16 protein-coding genes are annotated in these 19,765 nt (G+C 65.4%); 12 read left to right on the forward strand and 4 right to left on the reverse strand.

Annotated elements, in window-relative coordinates:
- The first annotated feature begins 3 nt into the window (after positions 1 to 3).
- From Q358_RS17155 to Q358_RS0110315, 6 genes are all read left to right on the forward strand, one after another.
- Positions 4 to 816 (forward strand): metal ABC transporter ATP-binding protein, encoded by an 813-nt coding sequence (locus tag Q358_RS17155; protein ID WP_051530302.1) that lies wholly within the window; start codon positions 4 to 6, stop codon positions 814 to 816.
- Complete coding sequence (locus tag Q358_RS0110295) at positions 816 to 2,024, forward strand: metal ABC transporter permease (protein WP_027961955.1); 1,209 nt, start codon at positions 816 to 818, stop codon at positions 2,022 to 2,024. Before Q358_RS17155 ends, Q358_RS0110295 begins: the two co-directional genes overlap by 1 nt.
- Positions 2,021 to 2,944: a metal ABC transporter permease gene (locus Q358_RS0110300; protein WP_027961956.1), complete on the forward strand. Its 924-nt coding sequence runs from the start codon at positions 2,021 to 2,023 to the stop codon at positions 2,942 to 2,944. Before Q358_RS0110295 ends, Q358_RS0110300 begins: the two co-directional genes overlap by 4 nt.
- A gap of 103 nt (positions 2,945 to 3,047) precedes the next feature.
- Positions 3,048 to 4,745, forward strand: a complete 1,698-nt coding sequence (locus Q358_RS0110305; RefSeq protein WP_027961957.1) for a mechanosensitive ion channel family protein — start codon at positions 3,048 to 3,050, stop codon at positions 4,743 to 4,745.
- A 26-nt stretch (positions 4,746 to 4,771) separates the two neighbouring features.
- Positions 4,772 to 6,451, forward strand: coding sequence for an MBL fold metallo-hydrolase (locus Q358_RS0110310; protein WP_027961958.1), 1,680 nt, complete (start codon positions 4,772 to 4,774; stop codon positions 6,449 to 6,451).
- Between the two features lie 136 nt (positions 6,452 to 6,587).
- On the forward strand, positions 6,588 to 8,132 hold the full coding sequence (locus tag Q358_RS0110315; RefSeq protein ID WP_027961959.1) for a glutamate synthase-related protein: 1,545 nt from the start codon (positions 6,588 to 6,590) through the stop codon (positions 8,130 to 8,132).
- Here the strand turns inward: Q358_RS0110315 and Q358_RS0110320 are convergent.
- Positions 8,129 to 8,839 (reverse strand): SIMPL domain-containing protein, encoded by a 711-nt coding sequence (locus Q358_RS0110320; RefSeq protein WP_027961960.1) that lies wholly within the window; start codon positions 8,837 to 8,839, stop codon positions 8,129 to 8,131. The genes Q358_RS0110315 and Q358_RS0110320 overlap by 4 nt on opposite strands.
- Before the next feature lie 151 nt (positions 8,840 to 8,990).
- Positions 8,991 to 10,580, reverse strand: a complete 1,590-nt coding sequence (locus Q358_RS17160) for a BCCT family transporter (protein ID WP_051530303.1) — start codon at positions 10,578 to 10,580, stop codon at positions 8,991 to 8,993.
- A 149-nt stretch (positions 10,581 to 10,729) separates the two neighbouring features.
- Between Q358_RS17160 and Q358_RS0110330 the strand changes: the two genes are divergently transcribed.
- Entirely contained in the window at positions 10,730 to 11,407 is a 678-nt protein-coding gene (locus Q358_RS0110330; RefSeq protein WP_027961961.1) for a TVP38/TMEM64 family protein, read from the forward strand.
- A gap of 98 nt (positions 11,408 to 11,505) precedes the next feature.
- On the opposite strand, the gene Q358_RS0110335 is transcribed toward Q358_RS0110330, so the two are convergent.
- Positions 11,506 to 12,813: an NRAMP family divalent metal transporter gene (locus tag Q358_RS0110335; protein WP_027961962.1), complete on the reverse strand. Its 1,308-nt coding sequence runs from the start codon at positions 12,811 to 12,813 to the stop codon at positions 11,506 to 11,508.
- A 358-nt stretch (positions 12,814 to 13,171) separates the two neighbouring features.
- Here Q358_RS0110335 and Q358_RS0110340 point away from each other — a divergent pair, with 358 nt between their 5' ends.
- Positions 13,172 to 16,639 carry a DEAD/DEAH box helicase gene (locus tag Q358_RS0110340; RefSeq protein WP_051530304.1) on the forward strand — a complete coding sequence of 1,156 codons (3,468 nt, stop codon included), beginning with the start codon at positions 13,172 to 13,174 and terminating at the stop codon, positions 16,637 to 16,639.
- 2 nt (positions 16,640 to 16,641) lie between these two features.
- Here the strand turns inward: Q358_RS0110340 and Q358_RS0110345 are convergent, their stop codons facing one another.
- Positions 16,642 to 17,142, reverse strand: a complete 501-nt coding sequence (locus tag Q358_RS0110345; RefSeq protein WP_043488090.1) for a CIA30 family protein — start codon at positions 17,140 to 17,142, stop codon at positions 16,642 to 16,644.
- 624 nt (positions 17,143 to 17,766) lie between these two features.
- Between Q358_RS0110345 and Q358_RS0110350 the strand changes: the two genes are divergently transcribed.
- The 4 genes from Q358_RS0110350 to Q358_RS19050 all read left to right on the forward strand — a co-directional run bounded on the left by Q358_RS0110350 (position 17,767) and on the right by Q358_RS19050 (position 19,394).
- Entirely contained in the window at positions 17,767 to 18,285 is a 519-nt protein-coding gene (locus tag Q358_RS0110350) for a hypothetical protein (protein WP_245598309.1), read from the forward strand.
- A 2-nt stretch (positions 18,286 to 18,287) separates the two neighbouring features.
- Positions 18,288 to 18,719 (forward strand): hypothetical protein, encoded by a 432-nt coding sequence (locus Q358_RS18585; protein ID WP_156940887.1) that lies wholly within the window; start codon positions 18,288 to 18,290, stop codon positions 18,717 to 18,719.
- Positions 18,720 to 18,913: 194 nt separating this feature from the next.
- The gene (locus Q358_RS19120) at positions 18,914 to 19,045 is read left to right on the forward strand and encodes a DUF2628 domain-containing protein (RefSeq protein ID WP_084286517.1); all 132 of its coding nucleotides are present in this window, start codon (positions 18,914 to 18,916) and stop codon (positions 19,043 to 19,045) included.
- Between the two features lie 223 nt (positions 19,046 to 19,268).
- On the forward strand, positions 19,269 to 19,394 hold the full coding sequence (locus tag Q358_RS19050; RefSeq protein ID WP_281172980.1) for a hypothetical protein: 126 nt from the start codon (positions 19,269 to 19,271) through the stop codon (positions 19,392 to 19,394).
- Positions 19,395 to 19,765: the final 371 nt, after the last annotated feature.

Genomic DNA, 19,765 nt, shown 5'->3' on the forward strand with positions numbered 1-19,765 from the left:
CCCATGCCCGATTCACGACTCGGCAAGGCGGTGATCGCCAGTCCCCTGGCGCTCCAGGGGGTCACGGTCAGCTACGATCATCGACCGGTGGTGCACTCGGTGGATTTCGTCACGCCGCCGGGCAGCATGAGCGCGATCATCGGCCCCAATGGTGCCGGCAAGTCGACCTTGCTCAAGGCGGCGCTGGGCATTACCCGGCGACTGTCCGGCGAGGTGCGGGTGTTCGGCCGCCCCCTGGAGCAGGAGACCCGTCACCTGGCCTTCGTGCCCCAGCGCTCCAGCATCGACTGGGATTTCCCGGCACGCGTCATCGATGTGGTGGGCATGGGGCTCTATCGTGACCTGCGCTGGTGGCAGTTCGGCTCCCGGAAGCTGCGCCGGCGCGCCATGGAAAGCCTGGTTCGGGTCGGCATGGAGGGCTTCGCCGAGCGTCAGATCGGGCAGCTGTCCGGCGGCCAGCAGCAGCGGGTCTTCCTGGCCCGGGCGCTGGTCCAGGAGGCCGACCTGACCATCCTCGACGAGCCCTTCGCCGGGGTCGATGCCGCCACCGAGGCGGCCATCATCCAGGTGCTGAAGTCGCTGCGTGACGAGGGCCGAACGCTGTTGTGCGTGCACCATGATCTCGCCACGGTGCGTGAGTACTTCGATCATGTCTTGTTGATGAACGTCCGCCGTGTGGCGGCCGGCCCGGTCGACGAGGCCTTCACCGAGGATAACCTGCAGGCCACCTACGGGGGGCGGTTGAGCCCGGTGCAGCTGGCACGCCTGGTCGAGCCGACGCCGGCGGGGTGGCAAGAAGGGACGGAGAGGCGCTGATGGAGATCTGGTGGCGAGCGTTGACCTTTACGCTGGGCTACAACACCAGCCTGGTGACCGTAGGCGCCATGCTGCTGGCCGCGGCGGCGGGCATGGTGGGCAGCTTCGTGCTCTTGCGCAAGCGTGCCCTGGTGAGCGATGCCATCAGCCATTCCACCTTGCCGGGGCTGGCGCTGGCCTTTCTGATCATGGGCGTGTGGCAGGGGGATGGCCGCGTACTGCCGGCGCTGCTCGTCGGTGCCGCCGGCAGCGCCGGCATCGGACTATGGATGGTGCAGCGCATCGGCGAGCGCACCCGGCTGGGCGAGGATGCCGCCATCGGCGCCGTGCTTTCCACCTTCTTCGCCTTCGGGGTGGTGCTGATCACCGTGATCCAGTCGCTCTCGGTACGCGGCCAGTCGGGTCTGACCGGCTACCTGGTGGGAGCCACCGCCGGCATGCTCTATTCCGAGGCGCTCTTGATCGCCGCGTGCGCCATGGGGTTGCTGCTGGCGCTGTTGATATGGCGCCGTGACCTGCTGCTGCTGTGCTTCGATCCGGCCTTCGCCCGCACCCAGGGCTACGACACCGGCAGGCTCGACCTGTTGTTGCTGGTGCTGCTGATGGCGGTCGTGGTGATCGGCCTCAAGGTCACCGGGCTGATCCTGATCGTGGCGTTGACCATCATTCCGCCGGTGGCGGCACGCTTCTGGACCGACCAGCCCATGCGCATGGTGGCCCTGGCCGCACTGCTCGGTGCCCTGGCGGGCTATCTCGGGGTGACGCTCTCCAGCGTGCGTGAGGGGCTGCCGACGGGGCCCCTGATCGTGCTGGCGGCCTTCGCCCTGTTCCTGGTCTCCTTCCTCTTCTCGCCGCGCCGCGGCGTGCTGGCATCGCTGCTTGCCTATCGTCGCCTGCGTCGCCGGGTGCATCTGCGCCAGGGGTTGTTGGCCCTGGGGCGCGACGAGCCCATCTTCGACGGCCTCACGCTGACGCTGCTGCGCCGCCGCGGCCTGATGCGTCGCGACGGGGTCGCCACGCCGGCGGGCCGGGCGGTGGCCAGGGATGCCGTGCACGAGGAGCGACTCTGGGCGCTCTATCGGCGGCGCTATCCGGATGATGCCCTGCATCGCGAGCATGCCGGGCTGACGCCCATCGGCCAGGTGCTCTCGGCGGATGCCATCATGGTCCTGGAGGCGGAGCTGCCGCCCGCGGAGGTCGCACAATGAATGAGTTCATGGTCTTTAGCCTGGTGCCGCTCGCGGTGTCGATCATCATCTCGATGACCTGTGCGCTGCTCGGCAACTTCCTGGTGCTGCGCCGCCAGAGCCTGATCGGCGATGCCATCAGCCATGTGGCCCTGCCCGGTATCGTGGTCAGCTTCCTGATCACCGGCACCCTGGCGTCGTTTGCCATGATGCTCGGCGCCGGGGTCGCCGCCCTGGTGACGGTGGCGCTGATCGAGCTGATCCGGCGCCTGGGACGGGTCGAGGGCAGCGCGGCCATGGGCGTGGTATTTACCAGCCTGTTTGCCGTGGGGGTGCTGCTGCTGGAGTGGCATGGCGCCGCCGGGGTGCACCTGGACGTCGAGCATGCCCTCTACGGCAATCTGGAGAGCCTGATCTGGTTCGAGGGCGTGGGCCTCGCCGCCCTGATCGACCCGGTCGCCCTGGCCGATCTGCCGCCCCAGCTGGGGCGCGTCGCCTGGGTGGCGCTGGCGGTGGTGGCCTTCGTGATCGTCATGCGCCGCCCGCTGGTGCTGGCCAGCTTCGACCCGGATTTCGCCGCCAGCATGCGCGCCCGCCCGGCGCTGGTGGACCTGCTGCTGGTGACCCTGGTGGCGGTGGCGGCGATTGCCGCCTTCGAGGCGGTGGGCTCGATCATCGTGATCGCCATGTTCATCTGCCCGGCCGCCGCCGCCCGGCTGATGACCAATCGCCTCGGCGCCCAGATCGCCTGGAGCCAGTGTTTCGCCCTGCTGGCGGCGGTGGCCGGCTACCTGCTGGCCGGCGAGGCGCCGCTCTGGCTGGGCTTCGAGGTCTCGCTCAGCGCCGCGGGGATGATCGCGACCGTGGCGGGCCTGATCCTGCTTGCCGCCTGCCTGTTCGGCCCCTGCCGGGCGCGTACCGGCGCGGCGCAGCATGACTGATTTCGACGGGTGGACGGCGCGGCGAGCATGGGGTGTACTGCCACTGGGCCCGGCCCGGCATGGCCGGGTGGGAGATGCCTTGGCCTGGTAGGGAGGGGTCGATATGAGACGCTGTCTTGCTTGGTGCCTGCTGCTGTTCGGCCTGTCGATGGCCGGCGCGTCGGCGGGGCAATCCTCCGAGAGTGGCGGGGGCCGCTGGTTTTCCGTCGAGGCGATCAACAGCGGGCTCGGCGAGCCGCCTGAAGAGGTGCGCCGTCAAACGCCCCGTGGGGCGCTGCGTAGCTTCTTTACCCTGACCGGGGAGGAGAACTACTCGGCGGCGGCACACCTGCTCAATCTCGCCGATCTGCCGGCGACGGAGCAGGCCGCCCGGGGCAGCGAGCTGGCGCGCCAACTGGCCTCGGTGCTGCGGCGGGGGGACTGGCTGCAGCCCTCGGACCTCTCCAGCCGGCGCGATGCCATGGTCGAGGATATGTCGGGTCAGCACCCCCGGACGGGGCAGACGCGTCGCAACCTTCTGCTCTCCTCGCTGGAGGCCGAGGGCGAGTCCCACGCGATTCGCATCGCCCGCTACCGGGCCGGCGAACGGGAGCCGGTGTGGCTGATCACCCCCGATACGCTGGCGTTTATTCCCGTGCTGTACGAGACCTATGGGTCCTCCTGGATCGAGCGGCACATTCCCGAGCGGTTCCAGCGCTCGCTGGGCATGCTGCGGTTATGGGAGTGGCTGGCGATTCCCGTCTTCCTGGGGGTGATCGGCCTGCTGGGATGGGCGGTGTATCGGCTGACCGAGGCCCTGGCTCGCCGGCTGCCGGCGGGCACGGCGAAGCGCTTCGTGCATCGAATACCGGCACCGCTGACCTTTATCGCCATGTCGCTGATGGCCCAGGTGCTGCTGGACGGCGTGGTGTCGTTCTCCGGTGTCGCGACCGCCGGCTTGCGCATCCTGCTGATCGTGATCATGGCCTGGGGCATGGGGCTCGCCGCCCTGCGCCTGGTGGACACCTTCCTGCACCGAATGACCCGGCGCCTGGTGGGGGAGATCGACGACACCCGCCACCGGGATGAGCGCAAGCTGCTCACCTCGCTCTACGCGCTCAGGCGCGGCATCATCCTGGTCACGGTCGTCGCCGTGGCGCTCTATATCCTGGCGGAGATCGACCTGTTCGGCACCCTTGGCCTGTCGTTGCTGGCCTCGGCCAGCGTGCTCACGGTGCTGGTGGGTATCGCCGGCCAGGCGGTGCTGGGCAATATTCTCTCCTCCTTCCAGGTGTCCCTGGCCAAGCCGATCCGGATGGGGGACCTGGTCGTGTTCGAGGGGCAGTGGTGCTATGTCGAGGGCATCTTCTACACCTTTATTCGCCTGCGCAGCTGGGATGGACGGCGCCTGATCGTGCCGGTCAAGCACTTCGTCTCGCAGCCCTTTCAGAACCTGTCGGCCAAGGATGCGCGCCTCTATGGCCAGGTGGTGCTGACCCTGCACGTCAGTGCCGATATCGAGTGCCTGCGCCAGCGCTTTATCGAGCTGGCCGAGCAGGAACCGGATGTGGTCGAGCCGGACAAGCTGTGCTGCTACGCGACGGCCCAGCGCGAGGCGACGATCGAGGTGAGGTGCTATCTGATGACACGGGAGCCTGTAGGCGGCTGGGTCGCCGAGAACAACCTGCGCGAGAAGCTGCTGGCCTTTATCCGCGACGAGCATCCCGAATGGTGGCCCCGTGAGGTGGTCGCCATCGGCCGCCACGATGTGGCCCTCGCCGAGGGCGCCGCCGCGAACAGTGGCCGCCCCGGCCAGCCCTGATATCTCATAAAGAGAACATGTCGAATATGCCCCAGCATGATAGAGCCAAGAGGATTCGTCCCGCCGCCACCCTGGCGTTGGTGCGTGATGGCGAGACGGGCCTGGAAGTATTGCTGCTTCAGCGCACCTGGCAGGCGGCCTTTCTCCCCGGCTACCACGTCTTTCCGGGTGGCGCGGTGGATGCGGGAGACGCCGATCTGCGGGCCCTGGTCGAAGGGCGCGATGACGCCGAGATAAGCCAGGTGCTGAGCCTGGATGAGGGCGGCGTTGATTACATGATTGCGGCTCTGCGCGAGTGCCTGGAGGAGGCGGGGGTATTACTGGCCCGGGATGCCGAGGGCGCGCTGCCGACGGGGAGGCATCCCGTTCTTGCCGAGGGGCGTGAGGCCCTGCGTCGTGAACGGACAAGCTTTGGGGCACTGTGCGAGCATCACGGCCTGCGTCTGCCCCTGGACCGTCTTGCCCATCTGGGACGTTGGGTGACGCCGCCGGGGCCGCCACGGCGCTTCGATACCCATTTCTTTGTGGCCCTGGCGCCGCCGGGGCAGTGTGTCGTCCCGGACGGCAGCGAGATCATCGACCACGCCTGGGTCAGCGTGGCGCACGCCCTGCAGGCCCATCGGAGGGGGGAGATGGCGCTGAGCTATCCCACCCTGCGTACCCTGCGACTGATCGGTGATTTCCCCACCGCCGAGTCACTGCTGCGTCACGGTCACGCCAATCCGCCGACGCCGCGGCCCGGTCGTCCCTGGCCGGCACAGCGACAGGGAGAGGCCTGCCAGGTGGAGCCGGATGCGCCGGCCTATGCCGAGGTGCGTCGTCTCGATCCCGATCGGTATGCCACGGCCAGCGCCGAGATCGTGCCCGGCCGGGCGGTGACCCTGGCCCCGGGGGTGATCCGGGTGACCGCTCCCAACCCCGGCGCCATGACCGGCCCCGGTACCAACAGCTATCTGCTCGGCGACGGCCGGGAGCACCTGGTGATCGACCCCGGTCCTGAAGACCCCGGGCATCTGGAGCGTTTGCTGACCCTGGCCGGCGGGCACATCTCCCGTGTGCTGGTGACCCATACCCATATCGACCACTCACCGGGAGCCGCCTGGCTCAAGGCCCGCACCGGCGCCCGGCTGGTTGGCCTGCCGCCACCGGCCGGAGCCGGCCAGGACGCCGCCTTCGTGCCCGACTATCGCCCGCGGCACGGTGAGCGCATCGCGACACCGGCGGGTACGCTCAAGGTGCTGCACACCCCGGGCCATGCCTCGAATCACCTCTGTTATCTGCTGGAGTCGCAGCGCCTGCTCTTCTCGGGGGATCAGGTCATGCAGGGCTCCACCGTGGTGATCAACCCGCCGGACGGCGATATGGCCGCCTATATCACGGCCCTGAGCGCCCTGGGCGAGGAAGCGTTCGATACCATAGCCCCGGGCCACGGCTTCTTGATCGGTGAGGCCCATGGTGCCATCGATTTCCTGATCACCCATCGCCTGGCCCGCGAACACAAGGTGCGTTTGGCGCTGTCGCGCCATGGGCCGGTGTCCCTGGAGACATTGACGCGGCTGGCCTATGACGACGTGCCTGAAGCGAAACAGGGACTGGCAACACGCTCGGCGCTGGCCCACCTGCTCAAGCTGGAAGCGGAGGAGCGGGCCATGCAATCCGAGAATGGCTGGGCCAGCGGTGAAGCCTTGTCGAGTCTCGTCCACTGAAGCGATGGCGCATGACGCGGCTGTAGTGACTGGCGGCCTTGCGGGGCCTCTTCCAGACTGATAGGGGTCATCTGTCTGCCGGGTAGGGACCCGGCAGCGGGCTCGCCACGTGGGTCACGGATCACAGGAGCCTTTCATGAACCAGCCGATCATCGCCGACAACAAGCCTAAAAACGTCATGTTGGAGAAGGGCAAGGAGTACGCCTTCTGCCGCTGTGGCCGCTCCAGCGACCAGCCGTTCTGTGATGGTTCCCACCAGGGGACCGGTTTCACGCCGCTGATCTTTACCGCCGAACAGGACGGCGAGACCTATCTCTGTCAGTGCAAGCAGACGGGCAATGCCCCCTATTGCGATGGTACCCACCAGAATTTCAGCAAGGAGCAGGTGGGGCAGGAGGCGCCGGCACCCGAAAAAACGCGCGGCGACCGGATGCCGGAGGCCAAGGCCACCGAGGAGGAGCCCACGGTGGCGCTGATCCACCGCCTGGCCCGGGAGGGGCTGGACGGCGTCGGGCCGCAGGGACCCATCGACGCCATGGGCGTGCCGCGCCACGGCCTGCCCGACTGGAACGACCTGCAGATCATGACGGCGCAGCTGGCCACTCGGCCGCTGCTCGATGACGTCCCGGTCGCGACCCGGCTGGTGGTCGGCCCCGAGGCGCAGAAGCCGCTGACCCTGGAGATGCCGCTGCTGGTCTCCGACATGAGCTTCGGGGCCCTCTCCGAGGAGGCCAAGATCGCCCTGGCGCGGGGTGCCGAGCGCGCGGGTACCGGCATCTGTTCCGGCGAGGGCGGCATGCTGCCCGAGGAGCAGGCCGAGAACTCCCGCTACTTCCATGAACTGGCCAGCGGTCGGTTCGGCTTCGACGAGGGCCTGCTCGCGAAAGTGCAGGCGTTCCACTTCAAGGGCGGCCAGGCGGCCAAGACCGGCGCCGGGGGCTATCTGCCCGGCAGCAAGGTGTCGGCCAGGATCGCCGAGGTACGAGGCCTGAAGGAGGGGGAGCCCGCCGTGTCACCGGCGACCTTCGAGAACCTGCACTCGGTCGACGATTTTCGCCGCTGTGCCGACCGGGTGCGCGAGATCACCGGGGGGATCCCGATAGGCTTCAAGCTCAGCGCCAACCATATCGAGCGCGATATCCAGTTCGCCCTCGACGCCGGCGCCGACTACCTGATCCTCGATGGCCGCGGCGGTGGCACCGGGGCGGCGCCCCTGATGTTCCGCGACCATATCAGCGTGCCCACCATTCCGGCCCTGGCCCGGGCGCGACGCTACCTGGACGACGAGGGCGCCAGCGGGCGCGTGACCCTGATCGTTACCGGCGGACTGCGCCTGCCCATGGACTTCGTCAAGGCCCTGGCGCTGGGGGCCGACGGGGTCGCCCTGGCCAACAGCGCCATGCAGTCCATCGGCTGTGTGGCGGCGCGGATCTGCCATACCAACAACTGCCCGGCGGGAATCGCGACCCAACGCGGCGACCTGCGTCAGCGTCTCGATGTCGACCGCTCCGCCGCTCAGCTCGAACGCTTCCTGCAGGCCTCGGTGGCACTGATGCAGGTGATGGCGAGGGCCTGTGGCCACGCCAGCCTGGCCGATTTCGGCGTCGACGACCTGGCCACCTGGAAGCACGAGATGGCCCGGCTCAGCGGCGTCCGCTTCGCCGGCCTGTTGCCGCTCTAGTCGAGGTAATACTCGATGGTGGTGACGACCCTGACGGTCTTGATCGGCTGCTGCTCTTCGGAGGTGCCTGCCGCCTGGTCGCGAGCGCGTATTTCAAATACCCCCTGATTGGCGCGACGCAGGGTGCCGATCCTGGCATTGGCGTCGTGGGCAAACTGTTCGGCCGAATCCCGGGCCGCCGCCGTGGCTTCGGCGATCATCTCCGGCTTGATCTCGTTCAGGCGGTTGAACAGATAGATCGGGCCGCTGGGACCGTAGTTCGAGGAGAGCACCACGCCGGCGTCGAGCAATTCACCCACCGCCTGGGCGGTGTCACGAATCTGCTCGATCTCGGTGCTGCGTACCATCAGGGTCTGGTTGATGATGAAGCGCTGTTCGGCATCGCCGCTGCTATAGGGATCGGCGGCGGTGTCGTTGACGTTGAGGCGCTGCAGCTCGACTTTCCGAGCATCGATGCCATGGTCTTCGATAAAGGCCAGGATGGCCTCGCGGCTGGTGCGGGCCTCTTCCCGGGCCTGCTCCAGGGTCGTGCCTGAGGCCACGAAATGCAGCGGCCAGAGGGCGAGATCCGCCTTGACCTCCCGCTCGGCCAGCCCCTTGACGGTGACATAGCGGTCGCCGGTACGCAGGTCGGTAAGACCATCGCCAATGAATGAAGCCGCCACGATGGTGGCGACGGCGAGAATCAAGGCAGAAAAGACCTTCATGATGACTCCCTCAACGTAAGAATGTCCCCGGTCGGGAACGCCAGATGATACACAAACCATCCCGGGCTAAAGATGCCCCAGGGCGTAGATACAAGAAAGGAGGCACCCGACCGGGTGCCTCCCTTGCATGATGCCGATCGTCGCAGGCGAATCAGCTGGTCTTGGCGGTAGCCATCGAGCGAGGCGGTACAACGCCCTGCTCGCGTGCCATGGCGTAGGCGGCCTGGGGGCCGGCCCACAGCGAGGGCAACAGCACCAGCGAGACGGGAATCGCGGTGATCACGATAAACTGCTGCAGCGCACCGATCTGTCCGGCGCCCATATAGAGCAGGATACCCGCCATCACTGCCATGGCGAGGCCCCAGAAGGCGCGGACTATCGGGCTCGGTGCATCGTGGCCGGCGCATACCACGGCGATGGCGTAGCTCATGGAGTCGCCGGTGGTCGCCACGAAGATGCTGGTCAGCAGCAGGATGGCCAATGCCATCATGGAGCCACCCGGCAGGGCCTGGGCCACGGTCAGGGTCGCCACGTCGAACTGGAAGTTGTTCAGTGCTTCGGTGAGGTCGATCGCCCCGATCAGCTGGTAGTGGATGCCGGAACCGCCCAGCAGGGTAAACCAGATGGTGGTAGCGACCGGCGCCATCACCGCCACGGCCAGGATCATCTCGCGAATGGTACGCCCGCGAGAGATGCGCGCCACGAAGATGGCCATCAGCGGTGCATAGCCGATAAACCAGGCGAAGAAGAATACCGTCCACCACTGCATCCACCAGGCCGGCGCGGTCTCGGCGCTCATGGTGGCCATGCTGAAGAACGATGACAGGTACTCGCCGAAGCCCTGGCTGAAGGCGTTGACCAGATACAGGGTCGGGCCGGCGATCAGGATCACCGCGGCAATCGCCAGGGCCAGGAAGACGTTGAAGCGTGACAGGATCTGGATGCCCTTGTGCACGCCGGTCATGGCCGAGGTGATGTAGACCCCCGCCAGCACCACCAGGATGCCGAGCTTGGTGCCATAGCCTTCGCTGACGCCGAATATCTCATGCAGGCCGAAGCTCACCTGGGTGGCGAGAAAGCCGATCGGGCCGACGGTGCCGGCGACCACCGCGATCACGCAGCAGGCGTCTACCACGCTGCCCAGGGCGCCGCGCATGATGCGTTCGCCGAATACCGGGTAGAGCAGGGTACGCGGCTGGAGCGGCTGGCCCTTCACATAGTGGGCATGAGCCAGTACAAGAGCACTCAAGGTGCCCAGCACCGCCCAGGCCAGAAAGCCCCAGTGCATGAACGACTGGGCCAGGGCGCCGGCGACGGCATCGGCGGTGCCCGGCTCGGTATCGAAGGCCGGCGGGGTCACCACGAAGTGATAGATGGGCTCACCGGCGGCAAAGAAGACGCCACCACCGGCCAGCAGGGTACACATGATCATCGCCAGCCACTTGAAGGTGCCGATCTGAGGGCTGTCGAGATTCCCGACCCGGGCGCTGGCCGCCGGCGAGATGGCGACGCCGATGGCGATCAGGAAGGTCAGCAGCAGCAGAAGCTGGAAGTAGGTACCCAGGGTCACGGCCGTCCAGGCGAAGCCGGCGCTGATGCCATTGGCCACCATGTCGATGTCGTAAATCGACAGACCGATGAAGGCGACGATGAAGCCGACCGTCAGCAGCAGCACAATGGGGTCGCCCAGATACGACAGTGCCGAGCTTCGCGTGGAAGCGGAGGGAGGATTCGGAGGCATGGGGAAATGCTCTAGTTGTGAGAATGATGGCACAGGGAGAGGGGAGTGCCGACCAGAGCGAACGGATTCTAGCAACCTTTTACTTAGGTCTAAAGGGGAATGGCACAATGGGTGTTCCACCATGACGTCGATGGACCAACGAGAATTGCATGTTTAACGACACTTCACCGGGTCGCCGCTGGTACGCGATGATGATCGCCGCCATGCTGTTGATGGCCGGCTATCTATTTGTCTGGCACTCGCCCGAACTGGCCGCTGTGCAGCGCTGGGCTACCGAGGCCTCCCAGCATCCCGCGGTGATCGTCGCGGTGATCCTGATCATGGCGGTCACCCTGACGATAGGGCTTTCCAGCAGCATCGGGCTGTGGCTGATCGCCCCCTTCTATACGCCGCTGGCTGCCACCCCGATGCTGACGCTGGGCAGCGTGGTGGGCTCCCTGGGCGCCTATTATCTCTCCTCTCGCCTCGGCGAACGGTGGGCGTCAAGGGGCTTCGCCGGCAGGATAATGGGCAAGTTCGAGGCGCGCGGTGATTTCCTGACCCAGTGCGCCCTGCGCATGCTGCCGGGGTTTCCCCACACCGTGATCAATGTCGCCGCAGGCCTGCTGCGCCTGCCGCTGGTCACCTTCGTGATGGCGGCGACTCTCGGCCTGGGGGTGAAATGGGCGGTCTACTCCAGCGCCATCTACGGCGCCCTGGAAGCGGTAGAAAACGAGGAGGCAATCAGCTTCAGCGTGCTTCTGCCGCTGATAGCGCTCACCCTGATGCTGCTCGTGGGGGCCTGGCTACGGCGCCGGTTCGAGGCCCGAAACGCCCCGCGAAACTAGGACGGCCTATCCCGGTTCCCGCGCATCGACAACATGAATATCACCCGACGTGGATCGCCGAGGCAGATGGCCCTCGGCATGCTGAGGCGTTCCTGGTCTCAATGGATAAAGCGCACGTAGAGATAGCCCAGTGAGAGCAGCACCAGGGTGGCGATGGCCAGCCAGCTCCAGGCATTGATCAGTCGTGAAGGCCGTTGCTCCACGGGCACGCTGGCGCCGTTGGCGGTGAAGTGGTTGAGTGCCGCCAGAATGGGACTGAGCAGGAAGGCCGAGACCATCACGAAGTCCATGAACAGCCGGAAGCTGCCCATCAGGGTGAAGAGAATGAGGATGGCAAGCAGCGACAGGCCAAGCATGGCGATCAAGTAGGCATGGCTGCCCTCGGTCCTGCGCGTTTCCTCCTCGACCGCCTCGGGGCGCGTAATGGCATGGTAGGCGGCGGTCAGCATCCGCGGAAAGCCGTCCAGCACGGTGAGCAGGGTGGTCAGCATCACCGTGAAGGCGGAGACCCCCACCACAAAGCCGCTCCACTCACCCAGAGTCGAGGTGTACAGGCCGATAACCTGGCTGGCAAAGCCCACGGCGCCGTCGGCCGGCGTGATGCCCTGGCTGTGCATGACGCCGGCGCCCATGATCACGAAGCACGCGGCGAGGATGCCGGAACCGATATAGCCGATATCGAAGTCGACCTTCTCCGCTTCGGTATCACAGCGTTCGCCACGGGACTGGTTGCGAGCCTCCGACCACAGCGAGTTCAGGATCGCCAGGGTGATGTCCGAAGGCATCAGGCCGAGCACGGCCACCAGGGTCACCAGGGTGGCGGTGCTGAACAGGGGCGAGACGGCGGTGGCGGGATAAAGGCTCCAGTCGACCATCGGCAGCGCCGCCAGCGTGGCCAGCAGGGTGGTCACGATCAGGATGCCGATGAACACCTTGTTGACCCAGTCGAGCATTCGGTAGCCGCCGGTAAAGGTGAACAGGCAGCCGCCGGCAATCAGCGCCGTGGCGATGGTTGGAGCGCTCAGCTGCAGCGACAGCAGGCTGCCGGCCAGGCCCGCCGTGGTGATGGCGATGGCGGCGATGATGATCGCCAGCATCGGCAGCTGCACCAGCGCGAAGAGCGCCACCACGGTCTTGCCGAAGGTCTGGCGGTAGCCCTCGATCAGCGATTTGCCGGTGACGCTGACATAGAAGGGGCCGAAGAAGAAGGTGGGATACTTGATCAGGATGGCCAGGAGGATGAAGCCCAGCAAGCCGATGCCATACTCGGCGCCGGCACGGGTCGCCTGAACCACGTGGGAGGTGCCGATGGCGGCGCCGGCGAACAGGAAACCGGGACCGAGGGCCGCCAGGTACTTGGCAGGAATGGTGCGGGTCGGCGCGGCGGAAGGGGAGGGCTGGGTCATGAGATGGCCTGTGGCTGCTGATCCGAAGGCAGACGTGGTAGTGATCCAGGCTGTTCAGACACGCGACTCGGCACCGAAGGCGCGTGTCAGACGACCGTGAATGCCCGGTCGACGCTAGCGGCCAGGCAGGCAAATAAAGTCGCTCACCATACTAAATTTAACTGCGCGAGAATATGCTTGCTTGACGCGCCGAAGGGCTATCGCCGTTACCGTGATGCCCTGAGCCTGCCTCTATCTACAATGGCCCTGAACGCGCCGTGAGGGATGAGATAACTCGCCCGTCTTGCCTCCCGTCGTTGCTTCGGGTGTCGAGTTTCGTTCCAATACCGGCCTCGTCTTTATGCCTCGAGGAATCGTCGTGCCGGATGCCCGCCTTACCGAGCTGAGCCTGTACCACAGCCTGAATGACAGCCACTGGAAACAGAGCTTCGATATGCGATCGTTTGCCCGCGGGCGTGCCTATGCGCAGCAGGGCAAGGTGCGCGAAGGCACGCGTATCGAGCATGAGGGCGAGATGTTGGTGCTGCGGGCCCAGGTAAATGGCAGCGGGCGTCGCCGCTATCTCACCAGCCTGGCCGTGGATCCCGACAATCCCGGAATGGGTGTGGTCAGCGACTGCAGCTGCCCGGTGGGGCGCCAATGCAAGCATGCGGTGGCGGTGATCCAGGGCTTCATCGATGCCATGGAGGCCGAGGGCATACCGCCACAGGACGATGCCGCCATGCTGGAGCAGCGCTGGGAGGCGTGGCTGGCCGAGCTCCAGTCGCCGCTCGGTGGCAAGCGATATGTCGAAGAGCTTGAGGAGGACTGCCGCCTGGCGCTGTTCCTGGATGTTGGCGCGGACCCACGCACGCCGACGCTCCAGGTATCGCCGGTCTGGGTGCGGCCCACCAAGCAGCGCGCCCGTGGTAATGGCTGGGTCAAGCCGCGCCCCATCAATATGCGACGCGGTGGAGGCCTGACGCCCAGGCCATCTCAAGGGCTGGCTCCCGACCTGGAGGAGGCCCTGGAACTGCTGATGCTCGGTGAGAAGCGCCGCCAGCTCTCCGGCACGGGATACGAGTACACCTGGAGCTCGGTCACCCACGCCTTCCAGGCCCGGGCGCTATGGTCGCTGCTGGAGAGCGATGCAGCGCCGCTGCTGTTTCATCCCAAGCAGACCGGCACCATGCTCGACCCTGGCCCGGCCGCCCGCTTGACCCTTGCCTGGGAGCCCGACGCCGACGGCAACCAGCATCTGCGTGCCGATACCGACCCCGCCGAGGTCATCTCCGACGAGGCCGTGATCGTGCGCGCCGGTACCGAGCTTTGCTATCTCGATGAGAGCCGCGGTCGCTTCGGGCGTCTGGAGGGAGACCCCGGCCTGCTGATGCGCCTGCGCCACTCGCCACCGCTGCCGCCGGAGATGAGCGGCTGGCTCAACGAGCGCCTGCACCAGACACCGGCGTTGGCCGAGGCGCTGCCGGCACCCCGGGCGATAGAAGAGCGCACCCTGGACGGCGTCGCCCCGCGCTTGAAGGTCACCATGCAGGTGGGATCCGGGCAACTGGGCTACGGTGATGGCGTTCCGGTTCCTCGTTGGGTCGAGGTGGGAGCCGCCGTGGTGAGCTTCGATTACGCCGGCATCGAGGTGCCGCCGGAGGAGGGCGAAAGCGTGCGGGCCTTTCGCGACGGGCAGCGGCTGACCGTGATGCGCGACGCGAAGGCGGAACTGGCACTGGTGAGATCATTGCCCCCCGGTATGGTGACCCTGGAGCGTCTGCAGCAGATCGAGGCGGTGCCCGCCCATCTCGAGCTGCCCGAGTGGACGCTGTTGCTGCCCCAGGAGGGGACCCCGCCGGCCACCGCCGCCGAGTGGCCCACGCACCTGGCCGGCCCCAATGACTGGTGGGAGATGATCGGCAAGCTGCGCCAGGCGGGTTGCCTGGTCGCGTTCGACGACGACTTCCCCGAGGAGCCGACCTATGTGGCGCCGGACGACTGGCACGGCGAACTGGAGCCGGCGGGCAACGGCTGGTTCGACCTGGCGCTGGATATCGAGGTGGAGGGCGAGCGCCTCAACCTGCTGCCGATCCTGCGCCGCCTGTTCCGGGACCCGGCGTTTCCGCTGGAGCCCGCCGCGGATGAAGCGGACGATGCCACCTGGACGCTGAGGCTATCGGAGAACCGGCGCCTGGTGATGCCCCTTGCCCGGCTGCGTTCGCTGATGGCGCCGATTCTCGATTGGCTGGGCGACGAGAGTGACCCGGAGGCGGCACTGCGCCTGCCAGTGACCGCCGCCGACAGGGTCGCGCCGCTGGCCGAGCATGAGCGCTGGGCGGGGCGCGAGGATGTCACCGACCTGGCCCGGCGCCTGCATGCACTGCCGGTCAGCCTGCCGGCGCCCCCTGGCTTCGTCGGCGAGCTGCGTGACTACCAGGCCCGCGGCATCGCCTGGATGCGCTTTCTCTCGGAGCTCGGTACCGGCGGCATCCTGGCCGATGATATGGGCCTGGGCAAGACGATACAGGTGTTGGCGCACCTGCTCGATGAGCGAGCCCGTGGCGCACTGGAAGGGCCGAGCCTGGTGGTGGCGCCGACCAGCCTGGTGGGGAACTGGTGCGCCGAGGCGGCACGTTTCGCGCCTGAGCTAGATGTGGTGGCCCTGCAGGGCGGCAAGGCCCAGCGCGAGCGCCAGTTCGACGCGGGGCTGGCGGATGCGGACCTGGTGATCACCACCTATGCGCTGCTGATGCGTGATCTGGAGCGCCTGCGTGACTATCGGTTCGGGCTGCTGGTGCTCGACGAGGCCCAGGCGATCAAGAATGCCGCCAGTCAGACCGCGCGGGCCGTGCGCGAACTCGATACCGAGCGCGCCATCGCCATGACCGGCACGCCGCTGGAGAACCATCTGGGTGAGCTATGGGCCCAGCTCGACGCCGTGGCGGCCGGAGCGCTGGGCAGCCAGCAGTGGTTCGGGCAGCGTTTCCGCACGCCGATCGAGAAGGAAGGCGACGTCGAATTGCGCCAGCGCCTCTCCCGACGCATCGCGCCCCTGATGCTGCGCCGGACCAAGCAGCAGGTGTTGACCGAGCTGCCCGAGAAGACCGAGACCCGCCGCGAGATCACCCTGAACGGCGCCCAGCGTGAACTCTACGAGAGCCTGCGCCTGGCCCAGCACCAGCGGGTGCAGCAGGCGGTGGCCGAGCGTGGCCTGGCCGGCTCGGGGATCGTCATGCTCGATGCGCTGCTCAAGCTGCGCCAGGTGTGCTGTGATCCACGGCTGGTCAAGCTTCAGAGTGCGCGCAAGACGCGGCGCTCGGCCAAGCTGGAGCAGCTGCGCGAGCTGGTGCCGCCGCTGGTGGAGGAGGGCAGGCGCATCCTGGTCTTCTCTCAGTTTACCGAGATGCTGGCGCTGATCGGCGAGGCCCTGGAGAAGGACGGTATTCCCTTCACCACCCTGACCGGCGATACCCCGGGCAAGACCCGCACCCAGCGGGTGGCACTCTTCCAGCAGGGCGAGATCCCGGTGTTTCTGATCAGCCTCAAGGCCGGCGGTACCGGGCTCAATTTGACCGCGGCGGATACCGTGATTCACTACGATCCCTGGTGGAACCCGGCGGTAGAGGCCCAGGCCACCGGGCGTGCCCATCGCATGGGCCAGCAGAACCCGGTCTTCGTCTACAAACTGGTGTGCGCCGGCACAGTGGAGGAGCGCATCCTCGACCTTCAGGCGCGCAAGGCGGACCTGGCCGCTTCTATCCTCGAGGGCGGTGCCGAGCACAAGAGCGATGGCCCGCTGTTCGACGAGGAGGACCTGGCGCTGCTGTTCGCGCCGGTGGCGTAGCCCTAACCATCCATCCTCCCGACCCACGCCAGCTCCAGCCGAAAGGGCCCTGGCCGCCGGTCGGCGATAAGCAACCCCACCTGCCGGAGCGCCGCGGGATCGAGGGGCGGGGCATCTTCAAGCTGTCGGCCACGGAACACCGCCTCGAAGGCGTGCCAGGGCAGGGCAACGCATTGCCACTCGCCGGCGGGTGGCTGAAACAGCGCCCGGTAGGCGCCGCCGTCGAACAGCTCGTCGGTGCGCAGGCGCAGCTGGTAGCGGCGGCCATCGCCACGCACCCGGAGCACCAGGCCCGGGGCATGGCTCGGGTCCATGGCCTCGGACTCGCGGCGCACCGAGGCGAAACCGCCGTTGTTCTCGAGAGAGGTCTCGCCGCGGAACACCCCGACGCCGTCTTCCACATGCAGGCCGCCGCGGGAGACGCCGCCCATCACGTCATCGTTGATGGCCCGCCAGCGCCTGGCTTCGGTCGGGTGTTGAAAGTCGATCAGGTTTGCCGTCATGGGGTCTCCGGAGTCGCTTGTCGCCGACTGCCCAGTCTGCCTGCCAAGGCATTCTCTGTCTTCTGTCGCCTTGCCGCCGTGAAGGAGAGACACTGTCGAGCATCGGTCCGTCAATGCGCGCCTGTCCTGAATCAAGTGCCGTCCTGAATCAAGTGAACGCTACAAGTCAGAATATTCCCCTTTCGCCTTACTGTGCTGCCCCCTTCGAGAATGCTAATCTACGCATTAGAGTGTCCCCTAGGGACGACAAGTCGCCTGAAGTTGACCCCATTTTGCGACACCAGGGTGCGGTGCAGAATTTTACACTTGACCACAACAGACAGAGGATGTCGGGATTGCCGCCAGCCCCACCGACAGGTTCGCCATTACCTTTCTCGGCGTCGCAGGTAGCTCCTGAGCGTGGGTCGTGACGAAAGTAGGGCCTCCTCGAGAGACCAGAACATCTTCCCCGATAGCGTCTGGGATCCCGCTCTTTCGCCTTGGCAGGAAAGAGAACTATCGAGTTGTGGGAGTGTGAGCAAGAGATAAAAAAGAATTTGGCATGATGCCAAATACGCGGCCGTAAGAGCCATGCAACGGACGGTGACATGATGTTGCCAAACAACGCAAAGGAAAGAAGGGAACATGAAAATGAAAATGCTTAAGCTGACTGCTGCCATCGCCACCCTATCCGTGGTGACTGGCTGTGCCTCAATCGTCGGTGAAAAAGAGCAGACAGTGACGATTAATAGCAGTCCGAGCAATGCAAATGTGCTGGTTACCGACGAGCGCAGCATGGAAGTGCACTCGGATACCACGCCGACCACTGTGCAGCTGCGCAAGTCGGACGGTAGCTACTTCGGCGGCAAGACCTACACCGTCGAGCTTTCCAAGGATGGATATGAAAGTCGCACCATGATGATCAACTCCAGCCCCAACGGCTGGTACGTCGGCGGCAACTTGCTCTTCGGTGGACTGATCGGTTGGTTGATAGTCGATCCGCTCACCGGTTCCATGTATAACCTCTCTCCGGATACTCTTAACGCCTCTCTGGGTGAGAGCGTAGCTACCGCCGAAGATGGTAACTCCGAAATCACTCTGGTACTGGTCGAGGATGTACCTTCGAACATGCTCGACAAGATGCAGTACCTCGGCAAGATATAATCTTGTACTGGCATCGCCTTCGGGTGATGCCATTCTTAAAGTGTGATGATGGAGAATCCAAGGTGATACCCAGAAGAGTGCTCACTTTCGCTGCTATCGGTCTGGCAGCCATTAGCCTGACCGGCTGCGGCTCCGTTGGTGTACAGCCTGTTTCCATGGGTGAGACCAAGCCATCCAACTGCCAACTCGATAGATATGTCAACGATCGAGATATTGAACGTCCTTATGAGGTGGCCTGCACGATCAGTTCGCGCACCGGGACAACGCTGGGGCATGACAAGAGCGCCTCTGCCGCCATCAATAATGCCCATGCTGATGCGTGCGCATGCGGTGCGGATGCCATTATCGTGGAATCTGTCGAGGAGCAAGGCATCACGGCCTTTACGTGGGGGCAGGGTAAAGCTCAGCTGAAAGCAGTGCGGTATCTAGATTAACGTAAGCGAACGGTCATCACCGCCGGCGCATGATCAGGCGGGTTTTTGCCAGTGGTGGGGCAGAAGTTCGTGGAGCTGACTGGCCTTCTGCGGAAGATGTGTTCAGCGGCCGCTTACAGATTAACTGAGTCAGCATGATGTAGTGCATAGGCTGGCACTAGAAGGAGGTCTAGGAGTACCTAGAGAGTCGCAAAGTGGCTATCAAAAAGGGCTGGTCCTGGCCAGGCTTTTTCTTTGGCCCTCTCTGGGCCATGGTCAAGAAGATGTGGGGTCTTGGTAGCGGTTTGCTTGTCGCAGTGATTGTGCTGGCTTATGTTACCCGTTGACAGCAGTATTGGTGCCTTAGCTCCCATGGTTTCGCTCGGGATCTACGTCGCTTGCGGGATCAACGGCAACTGCTGGAGGGAAAAGAACCTTTCAAACCGTGGCTATGATCATGTGGGTACCGTCTCCGCTTTAAACTCTGAAGGGCCGTGGCTCTTTATTTGAAGGGGCGGTATGCAGATTAATAACTATGGAAAGAACTGATCCGCAGGGAATTGGATCATCATGAAGATTTCGACGCTACTCGACCAGATCGATAACGGCCAGACAGCTCTACCCGGATTCCAGCGCGAATGTGTATGGAATCGTGCCGGCTATCTAGTGTTCGAGGAAATTGACCACTACACCTGAGGCACTATGTGGCTTAAAAGATTCTTGATGACCCCCCTTGGTGGTGCCTCCCACCTGGGCGCACCACCTGGACGATATGGTGGCTCTGTCTGTTGTAGAGTGGATTGTCGACAAGGATCTGCCTGAGCCGGTCATCGGGTAGGACGTGGAGGATGGCAAGGGGGGAGGGAGGTCGTGGGGAACTTCGAGCTTGCCTGACTGGAGTATAGAGTGGGCATCTGGAACGAACAGGGCAAGGCATCCTCAATCCTGCCAACCTTGGCTGGCTGGCGCCTCTATCACCTGGAAGAGGTGCGCCAGGCACCTTACACCCGGCAGGCTCCACTCCGTACCTTACGATAGCTTTCAGCGATGTCTGCACCGACGGTCGC

Origin of the sequence: Halomonas halodenitrificans DSM 735 (genome assembly GCF_000620045.1) — a bacterium.
In the GTDB taxonomy this organism is placed as follows: Bacteria; Pseudomonadota; Gammaproteobacteria; order Pseudomonadales; family Halomonadaceae; genus Halomonas; species Halomonas halodenitrificans.